Below are 21,248 nucleotides of genomic sequence, written 5' to 3'. Positions count from 1 at the left end.
CCACTTTATATAGACACTTTAATAGTGCCTACATCGGTGGGGATGTAGTTAATTTCTCCCACCTATACGCAATAATTAAACATTTCTGTCTGCGTAGTCTTTGGTAGCCTGTTTATTTGACTTTTATATTATACAATCACTCTAAGAAAATTGCAAATTATTTTGTTTCAACTAATTCGCTAGCTCTACCTGCTTGTAATTTTACACCAGGTCCCATTGTTGATGCTACTGTGATTGATTTAATATACTTACCCTTTGCTGCTGCAGGTTTAGCCTTAACAACTTCTCCAACTAGAGCTTTGATGTTGTCAGAAAGTTTTTCAACTCCGAAAGATACCTTACCAGCTGGAACGTGGATTAAGTTAGCCTTGTCTGTTCTATACTCAACCTTACCAGCTTTGATGTCTTCGATTGCTTGTTTAACGTCGTTTGTTACTGTACCAGTTTTTGGATTTGGCATTAGGCCTTGTGGACCAAGTACCCTACCAAGTCTACCTACTGTAGCCATCATGTCTGGTGTAGCAATTACTACGTCAAAGTCTAACCAACCATCTTTTTGGATCTTTTCAGCGTATTCTTCATTACCTGCATAGTCAGCTCCTGCTGCAAGAGCTTCGTCTATTCTATCGTCTTTTACGAAAGCAAGTACTCTTTGTACCTTACCTGTACCGTGTGGCAAAATAACTGTACCCCTAACTTGTTGGTCAGCGTGTCTGCTGTCAACACCAAGGTTGAAGTGAATTTCAACAGTTTCATCAAATTTTGCCTTTGCATTTTTTTCAACAATTTCAAGTGCTTCGTTTAATTCATATTCTTTTGTAGAATCATATGAAGCTTTTGATTCTAAATATTTTTTTCCTCTTTTAGCCATTTAATACCTCCTGTGGTAAACGAGTTAACTCTCCCACTAATCTTCTACAGTGACTCCCATACTTCTTGCTGTTCCTGCTATCATGCTTACTGCAGCTTCTAGGCTTGCAGCGTTAAGATCTTCCATCTTAGTCTTAGCAATTTCTTCAAGTTGGCTTCTCTTAATTGATCCAACCTTGTTTTTGTTTGGTTCGCCTGAACCTTTTGCTAGGTTGATAGCTTTTTTGATTAATACTGGTGCTGGTGGTGTTTTTGTTATAAATTTGAATGTCCTATCCGCATAAATAGTCATTTCAACCGGTATAATCATTCCAGCTTGGTCAGCTGTCTTAGCATTAAATGCTTGAACGAATTCCATAATGTTGATTCCGTGAGGACCTAGTGCGGTTCCTACTGGTGGTGCTGGTGATGCAGCTCCTGCTGGTACTTGTAATTTTACTATCGCTTTTATATCTTTTTCTGCCATAATTTACCTCCTTGTGGTGATTCGGGTTTCCCCTCCCACTGCTTTTGACAGTACTAAATTTCTTCTATATCACTGAATTCTAGGTCGATTAATGTATCACGACCAAACATATCTACATATGCTTTGATATTGCCCTTTTCCATGTCGATTTCTTCGATTTTTGCGACAAAATCTTTGAATGGGCCTGCAATGATATTTACGTCATCGCCTGGTTTAACGTTGATATTAAATACAGGTTCTTTTTCCTTAACACCGAATTTTCTAACTTCAGCTTTTGTTAATGGAACTGGATCTCCATCAGGACCAACAAAACCTGTAACGCCTTGGGTATTTCTTATTATATACCAAGACTTACTTGTAACGTTCATTTTGACCATTACATAACCCGGAAATAACTTTCTAGTCTTTACTTTCTTTTCGTTGTTCTTAACCTCGACATACTCTTCTGTTGGCACAGTCACATCTATAATGTCTGGGTTTTGCTCATTATCAATCATCATTTGAATTTTATCAGCAACCCTATTTTCATAGCCAGTATAGGTGTGAACTACATACCATCTAGCATTTTTTTCTATCTCGGTTAATAAAGCTTCCTTTTCTTCTTCTTTATTAGCTTCAAAGTTTAAAGAATCAGTCATTGTCCACCTACATTATTGTTGAAAGTAGGAAATGGAATATCTTATCAAGTCCCCAGATTGCAACTGCTGTAGCTACACTGATGGCGATTACTAATAGAGTATACTCTAAAGTAGTCTTCTTGACAGGCCATTGGATTTTTTTGAATTCTTTGCTAACTCCTGAGAAGAAAGAATCTTTTTTCTTAGCCATTTAATCTCCTACCTTGTTTCTTTATGAACTGTGTGTTTTTTGCAGAATGGGCAGTATTTTTTAAGCTCAATTCTCTCACTATGATTTGTTTTGTTCTTTGTTGTATCATAGTTTCTGTTTTTGCATTCTGTGCATTCTAATTTAACTTTTACTCTCATAAAACACCTCCTATTTGTCTATACGGATACTTCCATACAATCATCTATATTACCCGCTAAGTCTATACTTGTCAACACTTAATCTATTATTTTATAAGTTTTTTTATAAATTCTTCTCTTTTTCTAACAAGTAAGTCCCTTAGATCATCTAAATCATGGTTGGAAAAGCAATAATCACTATAAGATAAAAGATCATCTTCTATGTCAGAAAACTCATAAAGCCCCTCTTCTTCAAAGCTTCCAAGGTATTCGTCTTCCCTATCGTAATACACGATAGGCGGATAAGCCTTAAGCTTTGATGTGTCAAAGGCAATATAAGACTCCTTGGCGTAGACTTTTCCCTTTACTATAAGGAAACTTTCCCTTATATCTATGACCCTTCCACTTTTACAATCTCTAATCAAGGCAAAGGCCGTTTTCTTTAATAGTATTTACAATTTCCATAGCAGATTGGTTTGCAATCTCTTCAGTTTCCGCTTCTACCATAACTCTAATAAGTGGCTCAGTGCCTGACTTACGTACTAAAACTCTACCTGAATCTTCAAGTTCTTTTTCAATTTTTTCCACACTTGCCTTAACATACTCATTATCTAAAACAGTATTTTTATCCTTAACTTTAACATTAATTAGAACTTGTGGATATATTTTTAGGTCACGAACCAAGCTCTTAAGGTCACTTTTAGATTCAATCATAGCTTCCATTATCTTTAATGATGTAAGAATGCCGTCACCTGTATTGGCAAATTTCTTGATAATAATGTGGCCTGATTGCTCGCCACCAAGTTCTATATCTTTTTCATACATGCGGTCGTGGACATTTTTATCGCCAACATCTGTCTTTTCATATTTTATTCCAAGCTCATCAAAGGCCTTATAAAGACCGATATTTGACATAACAGTTGTAACAACAGTATTTGAATCAAGAGCACCGTCTTTTTTCATAAAGTTTGCTAGGATATAAAGAATAGAATCACCATCTATAATGTTACCTTCATTGTCAACTGCAATACACCTATCGCAATCGCCGTCAAAGGCAAAGCCTAGGTCTAGTTTATTTTCGACTACATATTTTCTTAGGCCATCTATATGAGTAGATCCTGCGTCCCTATTGATATTAAATCCATTTGGTTCAGCATTAATTACAAAGGTGTCAGCACCTAGGGCATCATAAACTGGTTTTGCTATTGTAAAGGCAGCTCCATTTGCACAGTCAAGGCCAACCTTTATTCCCTCAAAAGATTTGGTTACTGTTTGAATAAGGTAAGCAATATACCTATTACGACCTCCAATATAGTCAACTGTCCTTCCTATGTCTTCGCCAACAGCAAGTTCAATATCTTTTATGTCGCTATCTATATATTCTTCGAGCTTATATAGGAATTCATCTTCCATTTTCTCGCCATTATTATTTATGATCTTAATACCATTATCGTGGTAAGGATTGTGGCTGGCTGTAATCATAATTCCACAATCAAAATCTTCTGTCCTTGTTATATATGAAACTGAAGGAGTTGGTGTAACGTGTAATAGATGGGCATTTGAACCTGATGAGGTAATACCAGCTGATAAGGCATCTTCAAACATGTAAGAAGACCTTCTTGTATCTTTGCCGATAAGGATTTTCCCGTGGCCATTATTCTTTGTTGAAAAATAATCCCCAATGAATCTACCAATCTTAAAAGCATGGTAAACATTAAGGTTTTTATTAGCCTCTCCCCTAAATCCGTCTGTACCAAAATATTTCATAATATCTCCTTTTAAATTCTAAATTTTAAATCTTTATTATTAATTATTATACCCTTTTGATATATAAGAGAAAAATTGGGTAAAAAAATTGGAAAGGAGAAGAATATGAATTTTGAAAAACTAAACAACGAAAAATTATATATTAATGGTAAATACCAAGAAAGCCAATCCAACAAATGGATTGAAGTTGAAAATCCCGCTACAGGTGAAATCCTTGGTAGAGTTCCAAAAGCAAGTGAAGAAAAAATAAACCAAGCAGTTGAAGCTGCTTATTAAGCCTTCAAAACTTTTTCCAAGACAAGTCTTGACGAAAGAATTTCTTATATAGAAAAGTTTAAGGATTGGATGATAGCCCACCAAGACGAAATTATAGAAACAATAAAACTCGAGCTTGGTGTACCAATTAGAATAGCAAAACCTGGTCAATTTGATAAGCAAATGAGAAGGGTTGATGTTTTTATTGACCAAGCTAGGAAAATTGACTACAGGATTGATATGGATGGTGGCTATGTCAGAATGGAGCCAATTGGTGTTGTAGCAAGTCTTACACCATGGAATTATCCTTTAGGACAAATAATAATGAAAGTAATTCCTGCCCTACTTATGGGTTGTACAGTTGTCCAAAAACCAGCATCAGATACACCTCTTACAGCTTATTTTGTAGCCAAAGCCTTTGATGAAATAGGTCTTCCTAAAGGAGTCTTTAACCTAATTACAGGTTCTGGTGCACAAGTTGGAGATATTTTAAATTCTCATCCAAAAGTTGCCATGGTTTCTTATACAGGAAGCCTAGCTGGTGGTTCATCTTCAGCCAAACATGCAATGGACACAGCCAAAAAAGTTGTCCTAGAACTTGGTGGCAAGTCTCCTGCAGTTTTTATCAAGGGAGCAGATATCAAGATGGGTGTAAAGCAAGTTTTAAATAGGGTTTACCTAAATGTAGGTCAAACCTGTTCCTGTCTATCAAGAGCTATTATCACAGAGGATATTTACGACGATGTTATAAAAGAATTTATAGCCCAATACGATAACTATCCTGTTGGAGACCCAGATGATCCAAATACTGTTGTTGGAACCCTTGCCGGCAAAAAACAATTTAACAGAGTTAAAGGCTTTATCGAAGAAGGAATCAAAGAAGGAGCTAAACTCCTTAAGGGTGAGGTCCCTCAAGAAAGCGAAAATGGATATTATGTAAAACCTGTAATCTTTACAGATGTGAAGCCAGGTATGGCAATTCACGATAAGGATATTTTTGGACCGGTCGTTTCCATAATAAAGGTTAAAGATAAAAAAGAAGCTATAGAAGTAGCTAACGCTGTAGACTTTGGTCTTTCATCAGCAGTCTTTGGAAATCCAGAAGAAGCAGAAGAAATTGCTTACGAAATAAAAGCTGGAGATGTCTACCTAAACTCAAACGGAGGAAGCCCAGAATTGCCTTTTGGTGGCACCAAACAATCAGGTGTTGGTAGAGAAGGCGGAAAATTTGGTCTTATGGAGTACCTAGAGGCAAAATCAATCCACACCGCTTAAGTAAAAATAATTTTATGGAGGGAGCTCCCTTCTTTTTTATATAACAAATATCAATTTTTAGATAAAAAAGATAGTTCAAATTTTTTACAAATATCATTTAAAGGTGTTAAGGTTTGCCTTTTTTCTGTCAATCTCTTATAATATACTTGTAAATAATAAATAATATTTAATGGAGGTAATATGAAAGTAAATAAAAAGTTATTGGCTGGCCTTTTATCTTTGTCAGTTTTATTAGGAGCCTGTGCAAACAATACAAAAAAGTGTACAAATAATACTGATACAAAACAAACTGAGGAAGCTAAACAAAATGAATAAATAAAAGAAGAAAAAAACAATGAAACAATGCCTACAGCTTTGAATGATGGTACATACAAGGACTCTGCTCAAGGTTATGATAGAGAGATTAATATAGAGCTTGAAATAGCTGATGGAAAAATTTCAGACGTATCTATACTTGATAACCAGGAAACAGATGCAGTTATTGAAAGAGCCTTCCCTATTATTAAAGAAAGAATTGTAGAAGCAAACAGCCCTGATGTGGACTGTATTTCTGCTGCTACATTTTCAACCTATGCTGTAAAGGAAGCCGTACTTGAAGCTATGAAGGAAGCAGGATTTGAAGGTGAAATAGAACTTACAAGATCCACAGGTTATGAAGAAGACCGAGAACTTGTAGAAGCTGAAGATAAGGAAACTGATTTATTAATCATAGGCGGTGGTCCATCAGGACTTGCAAGTGCTATTGATGCTAAGATTGAGGGCGTTGAAAATGTTACAATAATAGAGAAATTAGATATCCTATCAGGTAATGGTAAATTTGATATGAACTTTTTCGACCTTGCAAATTCAAAAGCTATGAAAGATGCTGGTAACGAAGTTACTAAAGAAGAATACAGATAAAGATTTAGAGAAAAATCTTGGGATAGCGACGAAAGAGTTGATGCTATGACCGAAGGTGCTTTCGTACTTGATGAATGGCTTAGAGATAAGGGTATAGAGCTTGATTATAACTTTGGCGGGGAAGGTTCTATGAGCCACTTAAGAAATGAAAATGAATACGCAGGCAACCATATTCAAACTAAGCTTGAAGAAAAAGCAAAAGACTTAGGAATAGAAATACTTACAGGTACTAAAGGTGTTGACCTAATCTTAGAAGATGATGGTGTAAAGGGTGCTAAGGTTGAGGATAAGACTAGCAAATATACAATTAAGTCTAAGGCTACTGTAATTGCCACAGGTGGGTTTTCTATGAACAAAGACTTGGTAGCAAAATATATACCTGGTGCAGAAGATATCCCATCATCTAACCAAATGGGTGTAACAGGTGACTTTATAACCATAGCTGAAAATAATGATATCAAGCTAGACCACATGGATAAACCTGTTATTTTCCATAAAATGCTAGATCCGAGACGTGACCTAACAGGTTTTTCTATAGATAATTTCATTTTTGTAAATGAAAATGGGGAAAGATTTATTGCAGAATCTGATAGTGGAATCGAATATGGACAAAAAATGATGGAAAATAGACCAGTTTATTTCATCTTTGATGAAAAGGCTAAAGACTCTTTCATGAGACCTAAGATGCAAGTAGAAAAAGGTTATATCAAAGAATATAATTCTGTTGAAGAACTGGCAGCAGATGGTATTGGCTGTTCCAAAGATACACTAATTCAAACCATGGAAGACTTTAATGCTGTTAGGGGCGAAAAAGAAGATGCCTTTAGAGAAGAAGCCGCCAAAGATGAACTAGATTATGAGGGCAAATATATTGCGTGAAAGTAACTCCATGCCTACACATGACTAAGGGTGGAATTGTCGCAAATAGTAAGGCCCAAGTCTTAAATACTTCTGACGAAGTTATACCAGGCCTTTTTGCAGCTGGAGAAGTTACAGACACATCTGGCGCCTACACTTCTTCTGTAATATTTGGTAGGATTTCAGGCCTAGAAGCTAGTAAATACATCAAAGAAAATAAGTAAACAAAATATTTTTTAGAAATCTAAAACCAGGGTCGATTTTAAAATCACCCTGGTTTTTATTTATAATATGTCATCCAATTCTTTTATAGAAGATATTTTTTTATAGGCCCCTACTCCTTCGAAGGATGAGCCATATCCATAGGCTGCAAAAATTGCTTTTTTGCCATTTTTAAGACCCGCTTCCATGTCTTCCCTGCGGTCGCCTATAATTATATAATCATCTTTAATTTCTTGTCTTAGAATCTTATACTTATCGAGAAATTCATAATCTTCACCTATAAAATATTTGCTAAAAAACCTATCAAGACCAAACTTTTCCCTGGCAGCTTCCATGTAAACTCTCCTGCATTTTGAAAGTATGTAGAGGTCATATTTACCTTTTAGATATGAGAGAGTTTCGATAGCCCCATCATAAAGCTCACCAGCTTCCTTCATATACTTTATAATCCTATCGCCATTTTTTTCTATATATGGAGTTTTATCAGAATCATCTTTTAGAATTATATCCCAAACCTCTTTTGGTCCCATGCCTATAAAAGATTTAAAATCAAAATCATTTATATCAAAATTTAGTTCATCAAGGCTTTCTGTGATGGCTTTTTTATAAGCTATTTCTGTCTTGTGGATTGTCCCGTCAAAGTCAAAAACTAAAATCATAGTAGATCAACAAGGTTAGCCATTTCTATAGCAGAAATCGCAGCTTCTGCCCCCTTATTTCCAGACTTAACTCCTGCTCTTTGAACAGCTTGGTCAACATTATCTGTGGTTACAACCCCAAATATAACTGGTTTTTCGCTTTCTAGACCCACGTGGGCAACTCCCTTTGAAACTTCTGCACAAACATAGTCAAAGTGTGGGGTATCGCCACGAATAACAGCTCCAAGGCAGATAACCGCATCTACATCCTCTTTTTTGGCAAGCTTTTTTGCTGCAAGTGGGATTTCAAAAGCTCCCGGCACCCTTACTATAGAAATTTCTTCATCTTTGACCTCATGTCTTTTTAGGGTATCAAGACAGCCTTCTAAAAGCCTATCTGTTATAAAGTGGTTAAATCTCGCAACAACTATTGCATATTTTTTATTATTTGAAACTAAATTTGCACTATACTCACGCATTTTTCTTCTCCTTAAATTCGTTTAATTTGTGTCCCATCCTATAAACTTTTGTTTTTAGATAATATTCATCTATTTCGTTTGATTTTATCTCAAGAGGTTCTCTCTCGCTCACTTCTATGCCGTATTTTTCAACTTGATCTACCTTGTCAGGATTATTGGTCATTAGTCTTACAGACTTCACTCCAAGTTTTTTTAGAATTTCTGCTGCAACCTTATAGTCTCTCATATCATCAGGAAAACCTAATTCTCTATTAGCATCAACTGTATCAAATCCATTTTCCTGAAGCTCATAGGCCTTAAGCTTGTTAAATAAACCAATTCCACGTCCTTCCTGACGCATATAAAGAAGCACTCCCGAACCATTTTTTTCTATAACTCGAAGAGCCTTGTGGAGTTGGTTGCCACAGTCACATCTTTTTGACCCAAGCACATCTCCTGTTAGGCATTCTGAGTGGATTCTTGTTAGGATATTTTCTCCACTTATATCCCCCTTGGTTAGGGCAATATGCTCCTTGCCATCTTTTGGATCTACAAAACCAATAGCAGTAAATTCACCATAATCAGATGGAAGCTTTACAGGGTTTGTGATTTCAAGTTCAGTCTTTTTGTTTTCTTTTATATAGTTTTGAATTTCTTCCACACTTGTCATTACAAGGCCAAGTTTGTCAGCAAGTTTTACTAAATCGTCACCTCGCATCATATGACCATCATCAGCCATTATTTCACAGCAAAGACCTATCTCTTTTTTGCCTGCAAGCTTCATCAGATCTACAGTCGCTTCTGTGTGGCCATCTCTTTCTACGACTCCACCTTTTTTTGCAATTAGTGGGAAAACATGGCCAGGCCTTCTAAAATCTTCTGGTTTAGAATTTGGATTTACGAGCTCTCTTACAGTCTCAGCTCTTTCGTAGGCTGAAATTCCAGTAGTTGTGTTCACATGGTCAACTGACACTGTAAAGGCTGTTTCGTGGTTATCTGTATTATTTACAACCATAAGAGGAATATCTAGATTTTGAGCAACTTCTTCGCTCATAGGTGTACAAATAAGGCCCCTACCGTATTTTGCCATGATATTTATCATCTCGCCTGTTACATTTTCTCCGGCGCAGATAAAGTCACCTTCATTTTCTCTTGATTCGTCATCAGTAACTATTATTAATTCGTTGTTTTTAATAGCTTCTATAGCTTTTTCTATATTTGTCATCCTAGTTAAGGCCTAAAAGTGAGCCCAAATCCTCCTTTTTATCATTTCTATATAATTTTTCTACAAAACGACCAATAATATCAGTTTCGATATTAACAGCATCGCCTATTTTTTTATACTTAAAATTGGTGTTGGCAATGGTTTCCGGAATGAGTGAGACTTCGAAGTTATCTGCACTTTCTGCTGACACCGTAAGGGAAATTCCGTCAAGGCAAACCGAACCCTTATTTACAATATATTTGCATATCTTCCTGTCAGTTTTAAACCTATAGACATTTTTATTGATACCAATAAGTTTGCCAACCCCATCCACATGGCCCTGGACAATATGGCCGTCAAGCCTATCTGAAAACCTCAAAGCCCTTTCAAGATTTACAAATTTGCCCAATAAACTTGAGTCAAACTTTGTCTTATCAAGACTTTCTTTCATAAGGTCTGCCTTATAATAATCTGGGCCAAATTCTTTGACCGTTAGGCAAACCCCGTCAGTCATTAAAGAATCCCCGATTTTTAAATCTTCTAATACACCCTTGCAGGTAATTTTAACTTCGACATGGTCAGACTTCTGTCTGAATTCTGCGACCTTTCCAAGTTCAGTTGATATTCCTGTAAACATTGTTCACCTCAACCATAATATCTTCGCCAAATCTTTCTAAATTTGCTATTTCAAATTTCTCTGCATCCTTAATTTCACTTACACCTTGTCCTAAAAATGCTGATCTCGAATCTTTTCCGCCAACAACAATCGGGGCAATAAATTCATAAATTTTATCTACCAAATCATTTTCTAAAAAACTTGTATTCACAAGGCTTCCTCCTTCTACAAGGACTGATGAAATATTCATCTGATAAAGTTTATCTAGCAAATCTTCTAGGTCAACTTGACCGTTTTTTTCTTTACAGAGGAGGATTTTTGCATTTACTTCCAAATCCTTATCTGAAGTAGTTGCAATAATAGTATCTTTATCAGAATCTAGCTTAAAAATTTCAAGATTTTCATCAAAGTCTAAGTCATTTGCTAAAATAATTCTAACAGGGTCCACACCTCCATCTAGCCTGCAATTTAATTTTGCATTATCCTTTATAAGAGTATTTTTCCCGATAAGGATTGCATCGTAGTCATTTCTTAGCTTGTGGACAAAATTTCTTGACTCTTCCCCACTAATCCATTTTGAATCATAGTCTTTTGTGGCTATTTTTCCATCAAGGCTCATGGCATACTTTAGACTTATCAAGGGTCTATGATATTTCATATTGAAGAAAAACTTCTCATTTAAAAGCCTTCCCTCTTCTTCAAGAACTTCCATAATAACCTCAATACCAGCATCTCTCATTTTTTGAATACTATCTACCTTTGGATTTGTATCAAGGTTTGAGATTACAACTTTTTTTACTCCTTGCCTGATCACTTCATCTACGCAAGGTGGATTTTTCCCAAAATGGGAACATGGTTCAAGGTTTACTACCATTGTAGCTCCACTTACATCAACTTTAGCATTTTTAAAGCAATTAACTTCTGCGTGGTCCTTGCCAAAACCGTGATGGTAGCCTTTTGAAATTATCTCTCCATCTTTAATTAAGATAGCACCCACCATTGGGTTTGTGAGAACCTTTCCCGCACCCTTTTCTGCTAAGGCAAAGCACTCTCTCATCAATTTTTCATAATTCAATCTATCACTTCCTTTTTGGGGACTAAAAAAAGTCCCCTTTCAGGGACTTGACTTCAAAGAAAATACATACAAAAATAGTACTATAACACTTCTTCCATCCAGACTTTAACTGTCGGTATCGGAATTTCACCGATTCGGCTTGCGCTCGCAGACTATAACTGCCGGTGGAGAATTACACTCCGCCCTGAAGATTTTATTATCTTATGATTCCATTATAATATAAGGTTTTCCTTTTGTCAAATCTTTCGCAAAAATCTTTATCAATATTGAATTTAACAATATTTACATATCTGTTATAATATAAATATGAGAAAATTAGATTATATTCCACGTACAAATTTAAAAATGATCCACGTTGATGGTTCCTATTCTTTTGGAATAGACTCGATTTTATTAGGAGATTTTGCAAAGATGAAGAAAAATAAAATTCTCCTTGATATTGGGTCAGGTAATGGGATTTTAGCAATGATGGCAAACGGCCTTTACGATTTAGAAAAAGTCTATGCCGTAGAAATCCAAGAGGCAAAAGCAAAAATCCTAAAAGAAAATTTAGACCTTAACGGTATTAAAAATATAGAAATAATAAACGAAGACCTAAACAAGATTGATTTTAAGGAAAACAGCCTAGATTATATTATAAGCAATCCCCCTTACTACAAGATTGACCAAAACATAAAAAATAAAGACGAGGAATTCCTAATTTCAAGGCAAGAACTCTATTTAAATCTTGACGATATTTTTGCCTTTGCAAACAAAACCCTAAAGGATAAGGGCAAGCTTTTTATGATTCATAAACCAGAACGCATGGTAGAAATTTTTAATAAGTGTGGAAATGTAAAAGCGAAAAGAATACAATTTGCATCTTCTACCTACGATACCAAACCCCAGTTTATCATAATAGAATTTGTAAAAAACGCAAAAGATGGGATAAAAATCGAAGACCCAATCATAATCTATAAGGACGGGAAATACACTGACCAGGTTAGGAAAATAAATGGAACCTACAAGGAGGACTAATGGATTACCAAATATATTTTGTGCCAACACCTATCGGCAACCTCGAAGACATGACAATAAGAGCAATAAATACCCTAAAGGCATGCGACCTAATTGCTTGTGAAGATACTAGAGAATCTAAAAAACTCTTAGACTTTTATGAAATATCTAAGCCACTTACTTCTTACCACAAATTTAATGAGCAAGCCAAAAGCGAAGAGCTAATTAAAAAAGCAAGCGAAGGAATAACAATAGGAGTAATAAGCGACCAGGGTATGCCTGGAATGTCTGATCCTGGTGAAATTTTAATCAAAAAATGCATTGAAAATAATATATCATACACAATCCTTCCTGGTCCAAGCTCAATACTCACAGCCCTCATAGGGTCCGGTCAGGATATGTCAGCTTTTACCTTTTATGGATTTATCGGCAAGAAATCCAAGGAAAAAAATGAATTGTACGAAAAATTAAAAAACGAAGAAAAAACTTCGATTATTTTCGACTCTGTCCACAACCTAGGAAAAACCATCGAAGACTTTAAAGAAATCTTTCCAGAAAGAAAGCTTACAATTGCTAGGGAACTAACTAAGAAATTTGAGGAATACAAGACCTACACAATCAAAGATATAGACCCAGATCAAATCACTTTCAAGGGTGAATTCGTCTTAATTTTAGAAGGTAAAAAAGAAGAAGAAACTGATGATATTTCAAGTTTTGATGAAAAAATAAAAGAAATGATTGATGATGGCAAGACTACTAAAGAAATCGTAAAGAAAATTAAAAAAGAAAGTACTTTTTCAAAAAATGAAATTTATGAATATGTAATTAACTTTGAAAGGATTAATCCATGAGAAATTCTAAAAAATATTTATTTATAGGACTAGGAATGCTTTTCATCGCCATAGTTTTCATAAAATATGCCCTAGGTCACCCTGAAGCATCTTTCCCTTTTCCATTGGAATTTACTTATCTTATTTATATAGCCTATCTAGGATTTACAATTTATTTTATCATAAAAGGATTAAAAAGAAATAAATAAAAAAATATAAACTCATTTTCTAAAAATCCAGTGCATTTTGCATCAATAAAAAACCTCTTAACTTTATTAAATACCTGTTAAGAGGTTTTTGTTTACATTAACTTACCTTATAAATCTATCTTTATATATTTTCTTGCATTGTTATAGCAAATATCTTCCACAACCTTGCCTAAGAATTCTTCATCAGCTGGATATTCGCCGTTTTCTACTAATTCACCTATGAAGTTGCAGAGGATTCTTCTGAAATATTCGTGTCTTGGATAAGATAGGAAAGATCTTGAGTCTGTTAGCATACCTATGAATTTTGCTAGGACTCCTACGCTTGAAAATACCTTTAATTGCTCAATCATGCCTTCCTTGTGGTCTAGGTGCCACCAAGCTGTTCCTAGTTGGATATTTTGCATATTATCAGGATTTGCCCTGTTAAATGATCCGCCTATAGTTGCTATTGGGAAGTGGTCTTTTGGATTTAATGGGAAAATAACTGTTCTTGGTAGGCCATCATTTTCTTCAAAATCTGAAAGTAGGTTAGCAAGGTTTTCTGCATAACTTAAGTCGTTTTGGCTATCTCCACCTACGTCTGCTCCTAATTTTTCAAATAAGACCTTTGAGTTATTTCTTATTACTCCAACATGGATTTCCATCGCCCAATCAAGTTTTTTGTATTCTTTGGCTAGGAAAATAGTTAACTCTGTCTTGTATTTTTCTTCACATTCTGAGCAAACTTCCTTGCCTGATAATTTCTTTTGGACTATTTCGTTAAGTTCTTCTTCACTTGCCCTCTTGTATGGTATAAAAGCAAAGGCTTGGTCACTTGCCATACAGCCTAGTTCTTTAAAATATTCCATCCTTTTTACAAGGGCTTTTTTGATTTCTGAATAATTTTTAATCTCAAATCCTACAGATCCAGAAAGTTTTTTAATATAATCTGCAAATCCGTCTTTTTCAATATATAAAGCATTATCTGGCCTATAGGCTGGCAATACTTTAACCTTAAAACTTTCATCTTCTGCTAGTAATTTATGATAAGAAAGATCTTCTGCAGGATCATTTGTAGTACAAACTGCAGCTACATTACTCATCTCGATTAGACCTCTTGGCCTAAATTCATCCTTAGCCAAAAGTTCATTACATTTATCAAAAACTTCCTTTGCATTTTCCTTGTTTAACGGATAGTCTATTCCAAAGAAATTCTTAAGTTCCAAATGTGTCCAATGATAGATAGGATTTCCTATTAGGTTTGGAATCACTTCTGCGTATTTTTCAAACTTTTCAAAGTCAGATGCATCACCTGTGATATATTTTTCTTCCACACCACAAGCCCTCATAACCCTCCATTTATAGTGGTCTCCACCAAGCCAAGCCTCAGTAATTGATGGAATATTTTTATTCTCATAAATTTCCTTAGCCTCTAGGTGGCAGTGAAAATCAAATATAGGCATTTTTGCTGCATAGTTATGGTAGAGCATTTGTCCAAATTCATTGTTAATCATAAAATTTTCATCAAGAAACTTCTTCATATTTACCTCCTAATGGTAATAAAATGTATTTTTTGTAATTATTGTTAAAAATATTGGCAAGGTATTCACCCTGCCAACATAATATTAAATTAATCCTGCTGCTTGTGGTAGGCCTAGTGAGATTGCTGGTACATAAGTTACTAATAATAATCCTATTAGGATTAAAGCGTAGTACCTTAGCATGTATGGCATTACCTTGGCTAGAGTGGTATCCCCAATCTTGATTGCTACGAATAAGGTATTACCTACTGGAGGTGTAATGTTTCCGATACATAGGTTGTATACAATTATTAGACCAAATTGTACTGGATGGATACCAAATTCTTGAACAATCGGTAAAAATAATGGAGTAAATATTAATATTGCTGGTGTAACGTCCATGAAAGTTCCAGATATTAATAAAATTACGTTCATTATTAATAGGATGATTATTGGGTTTGTTGTTATTGATAATAAGCTTTCTCCTATCATTTGTGGAATTCCTGTGAAGGCCATAACCCATGATAAGATATTTGATACACCTATCAAAAATACAACAATAGCACTCATTTTAGCTGATTCTACTAAGATATTTATTATTTTTTTGAAATTTAGGTTTTTATATAGGAGTCCTAGGATTAAGGAATATACAACGGAAATAGCTGATCCTTCTGTTGCTGTAAATACTCCTGCTACAATACCACCGATTACTACTACAATTAGTCCCAAAGATGGTAGGGCTGCAAGTGTTGCTCTTCCTAGATTTGACCAAGAAAACTTACCTTCAGTTCCCTTGTATCCCTTTTTCTTAGCTATTGCTACGGCAACTATTGTACAAGCTAAGGCCCAGATTAATCCTGGGATGTAGCCTGCTAAGAATAGTGCTGCTACAGATGTACCGCCCGATACTAAGGAATAGGTAATAAGAGCGTTTGATGGTGGGATTAGAAGACCTGCTGGTGCTGATGATCCGTTTGCTGCTGCTGATAAACCTCGGTCATAACCTAATTCGTCTTCTCCTGACCTAACCATAGATCCAACTGCTGCTGCAGCTGCTGAAGCTGAGCCTGAAATTGCTCCAAAAAGTGCGTTTGCACCTACATTTGTTACCAAGAGTGCTCCTGGTAATTTACCTAAAATCGCCATTACAAAGTCTACTAATCTCTTTGCAATTCCACCTTCATTCATGAAGTTTCCAGCCAAGATAAAAAACGGAATGGCTGTAAGAGTGAAGGAGCTCATGCCGACGAAGGTTCTTTGTGCTGCTGTTAATACCGCAACATTTAATGGAACAGTTGACATTATTGTCACTATTGATGCTATACCAATTGAAAAGGCAATTGGCACTCCTATTATCAATAGGGCTGCTAAAACTATTAATATTACTGCTAATGCTTGTCCACCCATTATTTACCTCCCATATTTATATCTAGGTCTTCATTTTCATATTTTGAAACTTCGCTAGCATCATTTGCCAATCTTTCAGAAATCTCTGATGCTGACTTAGCTTGGAAAAATTCAACCTTACCATCTAAGATGTCCTTAATATTTAGTATGCAGAAAATCATGTTGATTATTCCTGCTACTGGAAGAGGTATATAGAAAATTCCTATTGCAACTCCAAGTGAAGATGTCAATTGATTTAGGGCTAGGTTTGTAATCCTGATTCCACCGTAAGTAAGAACAATTAGTGAGAATAGGAAGATCATTATTTCAGAGAATATACTAGCATTTTTTTGTGTTTTAACAGATTTTGTATCTATTAAAACAGGTATATTCATGTGGCCTCTTTCGCTAACAATAAGGCTTGCTCCAAAAAGAGTTGACCATGCAAACAAATATGATACCAACTCTTCGGACCATGTTGATGGGTTTGATAAGACGTATCTGGTAAATACTTGCCATACTACAAATAATAGCATGACTAAAAGAGTACCAGCTGTTAAAAATTTCATTAGATTTTCAAGGGCTTTTCTCATTTACTTGCCTCCTTAGCTGGGTATTTTTTGTTGTATTCTTGGATTTTCTCATAAACAGGTTTTAATTTTTCGTTTCTTGATAAAACTTCTTGGGTTAATGGTGCAACTGCATCAACAAAAGGTTTTTGATCAGGATATGAAAATTGAACTCCCATTTTCACTGCACCTTCTTTGGCATTTTCTACAGCCTTAGTCCACTCTTCTCTTTGAACCTTGTTTATAATCTTAAATCCTTCATCGAAGACTTTTCTATCTTCTCCAAGACCTTCTAACCATTCATAGTTAGCAAGGACAATATCTGGAATCATCTGGTGCATATCGTAAGAATAAAACTTACAAACTTCTCCGTGACCATTATCTGTTAAACTCATTTCATTATTTTCTGCCCCGTCAATGATATTTGATTGAAGAGCTGTATATACTTCACCAAAGCCCATTGGAGATGCAGAACCTCCCAAAAGTTCCATCATTCTAACGTTGGTTGGTGATTGTTGGACTCTGATTTTAAGGCCTTTTAAATCTTCTGGTTTTTCTATTGGTTTTTTTACAGTATAGAAAGAACGGCTTCCTGCATCAAGCCAGGTTACAGCTTCAAATCCACCATCTCTAGTAGATGTAAAAATAGGATCAGTTATTGACTTATCATCCATAACTGCGTGGTAGGCTTCACTTGAAGCAAAAAGGTATGGAAGGTTGAAAATTTCATAGAAATCGTCAAAGGTTTCAAGGATTGAGTTACTTGCAACAACCATATTTATAGCTCCAGTTTGTGTAAGCTGAACCATATCTGTTTGTGAACCTAGAAGTTCTGATGGGAATACTTGCACATCATACTTATCCCCGAGATTATCCTCTATATATTTTTCAAAAGCTAATAATCCTTTGTGGGTAGGGTGGTTTTGAGATTGGTTGTGGCCAATCCTAATAATTGTCTTGCCTGCATCAGGTCCTTTGTTGCCGCATGCTGTAAAAATGCATATAGCAAAAAATCCCAAGGCAATTTTCATAATTTTTTTAATCATAATTCCTCGATTCTGGTGTATATGCTAACTTTATTAACTTAAACACCTAATTTTATAATTTAATATTAAAATCAAAAGCTAGCTATAAATAGTTTTTTCTATATGAAAACTAATAATTTTTATTAACACTTAAAGCAGGGCTGGCTTTAAAACCAAGCCCTACTCATTAAGTTTTGTCTCAATTTATTTATTTGCCTTATCTATAGCTTCCCAAAGACCGTTTAGGTAAGCAACGCCTAGGGCTCTGTCGTATAGACCATATCCTGCCCTACCTTCTTCACCCCAAATCATTCTGCCGTGGTCTGGTCTTAGATAACCATCAAAGCCACCTTCATAAAGAGCCTTCATGATTTCATACATATCTAAAGAACCACATTTTGATAAGTGAGCTGATTCATAGAATTGTTTTTCACCAGTAAACTTAATGTTTCTTACGTGCATTGCTCCAATTTTGCCTCTTTTAGCATAATCTTTAATTATTTCTGGCACATTATTTTCGACTCTTGATCCTAAAGATCCTGTACAAATGCAAAGTGTATTTGATGGAGAATCAACAAGGTTTACAATTTTTTCTAAATCTTCTGGTGTAGATGTGATTCTTGGAATATCAAAGATTGGCCAAGCTGGATCATCTGGGTGAACAGCCATCTTGATGCCTACTTCTTCACAAGTTGGGATAATTCCTTCAAGGAAATATTTGTAGTTTTCTCTTAGTTTATCTTCGTCTATATCCTTATATTTATCTAGAACTTCTTCAAGTTGAGCTAATCTTTCTGGTTCCCAGCCTGGAAGTTCAAAGTTTCCAGCCCCATCAAGGATTTCATTAACCATATCACGAGGTGATAGGCCTTCTACTTTTGCTTGGTCAAAGGCAAGTGTGTTTGAACCATCTGGAAGAACTTTATATAATTCTGTCTTTACCCAGTCAAATACTGGCATGAAGTTATAAATTACAGTCTTTACACCACAAGCAGCGACATTTCTAAGAGATTGTTTATAATTTTCAATGTATTTATCCCTAGTAGGAAGACCCATTTTAATATCTTCGTGAACGTTGATTGACTCAATTATTTCACATTCAAGACCTACAGCATGGCATTTATCAACATATTCTTGGAATACATCTTTCTCCCAAACTTCTCCTGCTTCCCACTCGTTCATCATTACCATTACACCAGTCACACCTGGAATCTGGGCAATGTACTCAAGTGAAATTGGGTCGTTGTTTCCATAGTGTCTAAAAGTCATTTTCATAAGCTTATCTCTCCTTTTCTATCCTAGATATTTTTCAAGTGTAGCTCTTACACTTCCTGGACCAGCTGACAATTCTTCGAAGTAATCAGTAACAATTTTATCAAGACCAACTTCTTCCAAATCAAGACCAAATATTTCTTTATTTCTTAAAATATCTTTCAAACCTTCTGTTACTTTAAAGTTTCCAAGAGTGATTCCATCAAGACTTTCTTTTAGGTAATCCATCAAAGGATCACTTGAAAGCTCAAAAGCTTCTCCCTCATCATTTACCCCTAATAGGTATCTTAAGTAACCTGCTAAGGCTAGTGGTATGAATTTAAGGTCTTCTACCTTAAGGTCCTTATCTTTTATATACCCTTTAATGGTTTGGCCAAATCTTACAGAAATCTTCTGAGATGTATCAGTTGCAATCCTTTGTGGTGTATCAGGCATAAATTTATTTGGGAATCTCACATTGATAACTTCATCAATAAAGTCTTTAGGATTTATGATACCAGGATCAACAACTACCTTTAATCCCTCATCATAACCGATTTTCTTTATTAATTTAACTAAATCTTCATCTTGCATTTCTTCTGCAATTGTTGTATGACCTAAAACGCAGCCATAAGTTGCTAAAACTGTGTGCAAAGGATTTAGACAGGTTGTTACCTTCATTGTCTCAACCTTATTTACAGTATCCCTATCAGTTAGGAAAACACCTACTTTTGTGAAATCTGGTCTACCATTTTTGAAATCATCTTCCATTACTAAATATTCAGACTCTTCACTATTTACAAATGGTGCTGTGTAGGTATTTTTTGAGGTAACTACAATATCCATATCTTCAAAACCAAGATTTTCTACATATTTTTTAACTTCGCTAGCTGGTCTTGGAGTAATTTTATCAATCATAGTTAGTGGGAAAGAAACTTTTTCTTCTAGGTATTTGATGAAATCATCATTTACTTTCCCATTTTCATTCCATTTCTTAGCTATAAGCATGATAGAAGCTTTGACCTTATCCCCATTTTCTGAGCAGTTATCAAGGCTTAGAAGTGTAAGTGGCTTTTCATTCTTACTAAATCTCTTATAAAGTAGACTTGTAACTATACTCATAAGATGTTTGCTATCTTCAGGATCATTTTCTAAATCAGCCTTAACAACATCCATTAACTCACCATTCGGAGCATAAAGATTGTAACCTTTTTCAGTAATTGTAAAGGATGCTATTTGAAGATTATCATTTAAAAATATTTCTGTAATTCTTTCAAGGTCCTTTAAGGTTAGACTTTCCGCTAAGTTCGCAATCAAGTTAGTATCAAAGTTACCATCTTTATGAAGAGTCACAGATAAGCAAAGATTGTCGAATGGTTTATAGGTCTTTTCAATAATTTCTGTATCAAAGGTCTCAACAACAGAAATTCCCCTATCAAAATATCCCTCATTGACCAAGTCTTGACCAATTCTTGCAATATAGGCTCTAAAAATATTTCCAGATCCAAAAGCCAACCACTTAGGGTCTCTTATAGAATCTTCCCTTAATTGTTTGACATCATAGGATACCTTTTTGTCAACCTTTTCATTTGCCTTAGATAAATTTTCTAAATTTAATTTCATACACAATCCTTTCTTTTACTTATTGTTCTCATCCCATTTATAACTTCAAGTATCTTTATAATAGAATCCATTACCAAGATATTTTCATAACTTTACTACCCCGAATAAATCAATCTTAACCAAGAATTTAAAATAAAATATAAAGTTTTTATAATATCTTAATTTATATTTGTAAGCGGTTACATTTTACTGAAAAATTTTTATAGGGCTATTTGCCCTATATTTTTTCACCAAATAATTTAGTGAAAATATAAAAAAACTACAAGTAAAGTAGTTAGTAAAGTTAGTGAC

General features: G+C 35.0%; 25 protein-coding genes, 1 pseudogene and 1 riboswitch. Of the genes and pseudogenes, 8 read left to right on the top strand and 18 right to left on the bottom strand.

The genetic code is table 11. The features are described from left to right. Positions 1–157: 157 nt before the first annotated feature. The 7 genes from rplA to glmM form a co-directional block, all read right to left on the bottom strand. Complete coding sequence (rplA, locus tag K8P03_RS07985) at positions 158–871, bottom strand: 50S ribosomal protein L1 (RefSeq protein WP_223420166.1); 714 nt, start codon at positions 869–871, stop codon at positions 158–160. Positions 872–907: 36 nt separating this feature from the next. Beyond that, positions 908–1,336, bottom strand: coding sequence for a 50S ribosomal protein L11 (gene rplK, locus K8P03_RS07980; RefSeq protein ID WP_223420165.1), 429 nt, complete (start codon positions 1,334–1,336; stop codon positions 908–910). A 53-nt stretch (positions 1,337–1,389) separates the two neighbouring features. Further along, complete coding sequence (nusG, locus tag K8P03_RS07975) at positions 1,390–1,974, bottom strand: transcription termination/antitermination protein NusG (protein ID WP_223420164.1); 585 nt, start codon at positions 1,972–1,974, stop codon at positions 1,390–1,392. A gap of 7 nt (positions 1,975–1,981) precedes the next feature. Further along, on the bottom strand, positions 1,982–2,164 hold the full coding sequence (gene secE, locus K8P03_RS07970) for a preprotein translocase subunit SecE (protein WP_223420163.1): 183 nt from the start codon (positions 2,162–2,164) through the stop codon (positions 1,982–1,984). An 8-nt stretch (positions 2,165–2,172) separates the two neighbouring features. Then, positions 2,173–2,322, bottom strand: coding sequence for a 50S ribosomal protein L33 (rpmG, locus tag K8P03_RS07965; protein WP_209771595.1), 150 nt, complete (start codon positions 2,320–2,322; stop codon positions 2,173–2,175). An 86-nt stretch (positions 2,323–2,408) separates the two neighbouring features. Next, positions 2,409–2,726: an aspartate 1-decarboxylase (aspartate alpha-decarboxylase) gene (locus K8P03_RS07960; protein ID WP_263285030.1), complete on the bottom strand. Its 318-nt coding sequence runs from the start codon at positions 2,724–2,726 to the stop codon at positions 2,409–2,411. Next, a complete protein-coding gene (gene glmM / locus K8P03_RS07955; protein ID WP_223420162.1) occupies positions 2,719–4,068 on the bottom strand; it encodes a phosphoglucosamine mutase in 1,350 nt (449 codons plus the stop codon). Before glmM ends, K8P03_RS07960 begins: the two co-directional genes overlap by 8 nt. Positions 4,069–4,173: 105 nt before the next feature. Here glmM and K8P03_RS07950 point away from each other — a divergent pair. The 5 genes and pseudogenes from K8P03_RS07950 to K8P03_RS07935 all read left to right on the top strand — a co-directional run bounded on the left by K8P03_RS07950 (position 4,174) and on the right by K8P03_RS07935 (position 7,580). Continuing rightward, a pseudogene (locus tag K8P03_RS07950) lies at positions 4,174–5,598 on the top strand (aldehyde dehydrogenase family protein). Between the two features lie 180 nt (positions 5,599–5,778). Continuing rightward, entirely contained in the window at positions 5,779–5,913 is a 135-nt protein-coding gene (locus tag K8P03_RS11230; protein WP_263285029.1) for a hypothetical protein, read from the top strand. A gap of 27 nt (positions 5,914–5,940) precedes the next feature. Next, positions 5,941–6,498 carry an FMN-binding protein gene (locus tag K8P03_RS07945; protein ID WP_223420161.1) on the top strand — a complete coding sequence of 186 codons (558 nt, stop codon included), beginning with the start codon at positions 5,941–5,943 and terminating at the stop codon, positions 6,496–6,498. A gap of 45 nt (positions 6,499–6,543) precedes the next feature. Continuing rightward, a complete protein-coding gene (locus tag K8P03_RS07940) occupies positions 6,544–7,377 on the top strand; it encodes an FAD-binding protein (RefSeq protein ID WP_223420160.1) in 834 nt (277 codons plus the stop codon). Next, entirely contained in the window at positions 7,374–7,580 is a 207-nt protein-coding gene (locus K8P03_RS07935) for an FAD-binding protein (RefSeq protein ID WP_223420159.1), read from the top strand. The genes K8P03_RS07940 and K8P03_RS07935 overlap by 4 nt, the downstream gene beginning before the upstream one ends. Before the next feature lie 60 nt (positions 7,581–7,640). Here K8P03_RS07935 and K8P03_RS07930 read toward each other — a convergent pair whose 3' ends face one another. Genes K8P03_RS07930 through ribD form a run of 5 tightly spaced genes read right to left on the bottom strand, consistent with a single transcriptional unit; the run spans position 7,641 to position 11,569 of the window. Further along, positions 7,641–8,237: an HAD family hydrolase gene (locus K8P03_RS07930; protein ID WP_223420158.1), complete on the bottom strand. Its 597-nt coding sequence runs from the start codon at positions 8,235–8,237 to the stop codon at positions 7,641–7,643. Continuing rightward, positions 8,234–8,695, bottom strand: coding sequence for a 6,7-dimethyl-8-ribityllumazine synthase (gene ribH / locus K8P03_RS07925; RefSeq protein WP_223420157.1), 462 nt, complete (start codon positions 8,693–8,695; stop codon positions 8,234–8,236). Before ribH ends, K8P03_RS07930 begins: the two co-directional genes overlap by 4 nt. Further along, complete coding sequence (gene ribA / locus K8P03_RS07920; RefSeq protein WP_223420156.1) at positions 8,688–9,899, bottom strand: GTP cyclohydrolase II; 1,212 nt, start codon at positions 9,897–9,899, stop codon at positions 8,688–8,690. Before ribA ends, ribH begins: the two co-directional genes overlap by 8 nt. Before the next feature lies 1 nt (position 9,900). Further along, complete coding sequence (locus K8P03_RS07915) at positions 9,901–10,515, bottom strand: riboflavin synthase (RefSeq protein WP_223420155.1); 615 nt, start codon at positions 10,513–10,515, stop codon at positions 9,901–9,903. Continuing rightward, entirely contained in the window at positions 10,493–11,569 is a 1,077-nt protein-coding gene (gene ribD, locus K8P03_RS07910; protein ID WP_223420154.1) for a bifunctional diaminohydroxyphosphoribosylaminopyrimidine deaminase/5-amino-6-(5-phosphoribosylamino)uracil reductase RibD, read from the bottom strand. Before ribD ends, K8P03_RS07915 begins: the two co-directional genes overlap by 23 nt. An 82-nt stretch (positions 11,570–11,651) precedes the next feature. After that, positions 11,652–11,765: riboswitch (FMN riboswitch) on the bottom strand. 110 nt (positions 11,766–11,875) lie between these two features. Here ribD and K8P03_RS07905 point away from each other — a divergent pair. From K8P03_RS07905 to K8P03_RS07895, 3 genes are read left to right on the top strand one after another with little or no spacing between them, the layout of a single operon-like run. Beyond that, complete coding sequence (locus K8P03_RS07905; RefSeq protein WP_223420153.1) at positions 11,876–12,586, top strand: tRNA1(Val) (adenine(37)-N6)-methyltransferase; 711 nt, start codon at positions 11,876–11,878, stop codon at positions 12,584–12,586. Continuing rightward, on the top strand, positions 12,586–13,416 hold the full coding sequence (gene rsmI / locus K8P03_RS07900) for a 16S rRNA (cytidine(1402)-2'-O)-methyltransferase (protein ID WP_223420152.1): 831 nt from the start codon (positions 12,586–12,588) through the stop codon (positions 13,414–13,416). The genes K8P03_RS07905 and rsmI overlap by 1 nt, the downstream gene beginning before the upstream one ends. Then, positions 13,413–13,604, top strand: a complete 192-nt coding sequence (locus tag K8P03_RS07895; protein ID WP_223420151.1) for a hypothetical protein — start codon at positions 13,413–13,415, stop codon at positions 13,602–13,604. Before rsmI ends, K8P03_RS07895 begins: the two co-directional genes overlap by 4 nt. A gap of 107 nt (positions 13,605–13,711) precedes the next feature. On the opposite strand, the gene uxaC is transcribed toward K8P03_RS07895, so the two are convergent. The 6 genes from uxaC to K8P03_RS07865 form a co-directional block, all read right to left on the bottom strand. Beyond that, positions 13,712–15,124, bottom strand: coding sequence for a glucuronate isomerase (gene uxaC, locus K8P03_RS07890; RefSeq protein ID WP_223420150.1), 1,413 nt, complete (start codon positions 15,122–15,124; stop codon positions 13,712–13,714). A gap of 84 nt (positions 15,125–15,208) precedes the next feature. Further along, the gene (locus K8P03_RS07885; protein WP_223420149.1) at positions 15,209–16,510 is read right to left on the bottom strand and encodes a TRAP transporter large permease; all 1,302 of its coding nucleotides are present in this window, start codon (positions 16,508–16,510) and stop codon (positions 15,209–15,211) included. Beyond that, positions 16,510–17,082: a TRAP transporter small permease gene (locus tag K8P03_RS07880; RefSeq protein ID WP_223420148.1), complete on the bottom strand. Its 573-nt coding sequence runs from the start codon at positions 17,080–17,082 to the stop codon at positions 16,510–16,512. Before K8P03_RS07880 ends, K8P03_RS07885 begins: the two co-directional genes overlap by 1 nt. After that, positions 17,079–18,104 (bottom strand): TRAP transporter substrate-binding protein, encoded by a 1,026-nt coding sequence (locus tag K8P03_RS07875; protein WP_223420147.1) that lies wholly within the window; start codon positions 18,102–18,104, stop codon positions 17,079–17,081. Before K8P03_RS07875 ends, K8P03_RS07880 begins: the two co-directional genes overlap by 4 nt. A 183-nt stretch (positions 18,105–18,287) precedes the next feature. Then, positions 18,288–19,358: a mannonate dehydratase gene (gene uxuA, locus K8P03_RS07870; protein ID WP_223420146.1), complete on the bottom strand. Its 1,071-nt coding sequence runs from the start codon at positions 19,356–19,358 to the stop codon at positions 18,288–18,290. A gap of 18 nt (positions 19,359–19,376) precedes the next feature. Then, positions 19,377–20,957: a mannitol dehydrogenase family protein gene (locus K8P03_RS07865; protein WP_223420145.1), complete on the bottom strand. Its 1,581-nt coding sequence runs from the start codon at positions 20,955–20,957 to the stop codon at positions 19,377–19,379. Positions 20,958–21,248 lie beyond the last annotated feature (291 nt).

Origin of the sequence: Anaerococcus murdochii, from assembly GCF_019957155.1 — a bacterium.
GTDB lineage: Bacteria > Bacillota > Clostridia > Tissierellales > Peptoniphilaceae > Anaerococcus > Anaerococcus murdochii.
The sequence above is the reverse complement of the archived record's forward strand: the minus strand, read 5'-3'. Positions and strand labels throughout refer to the sequence as shown.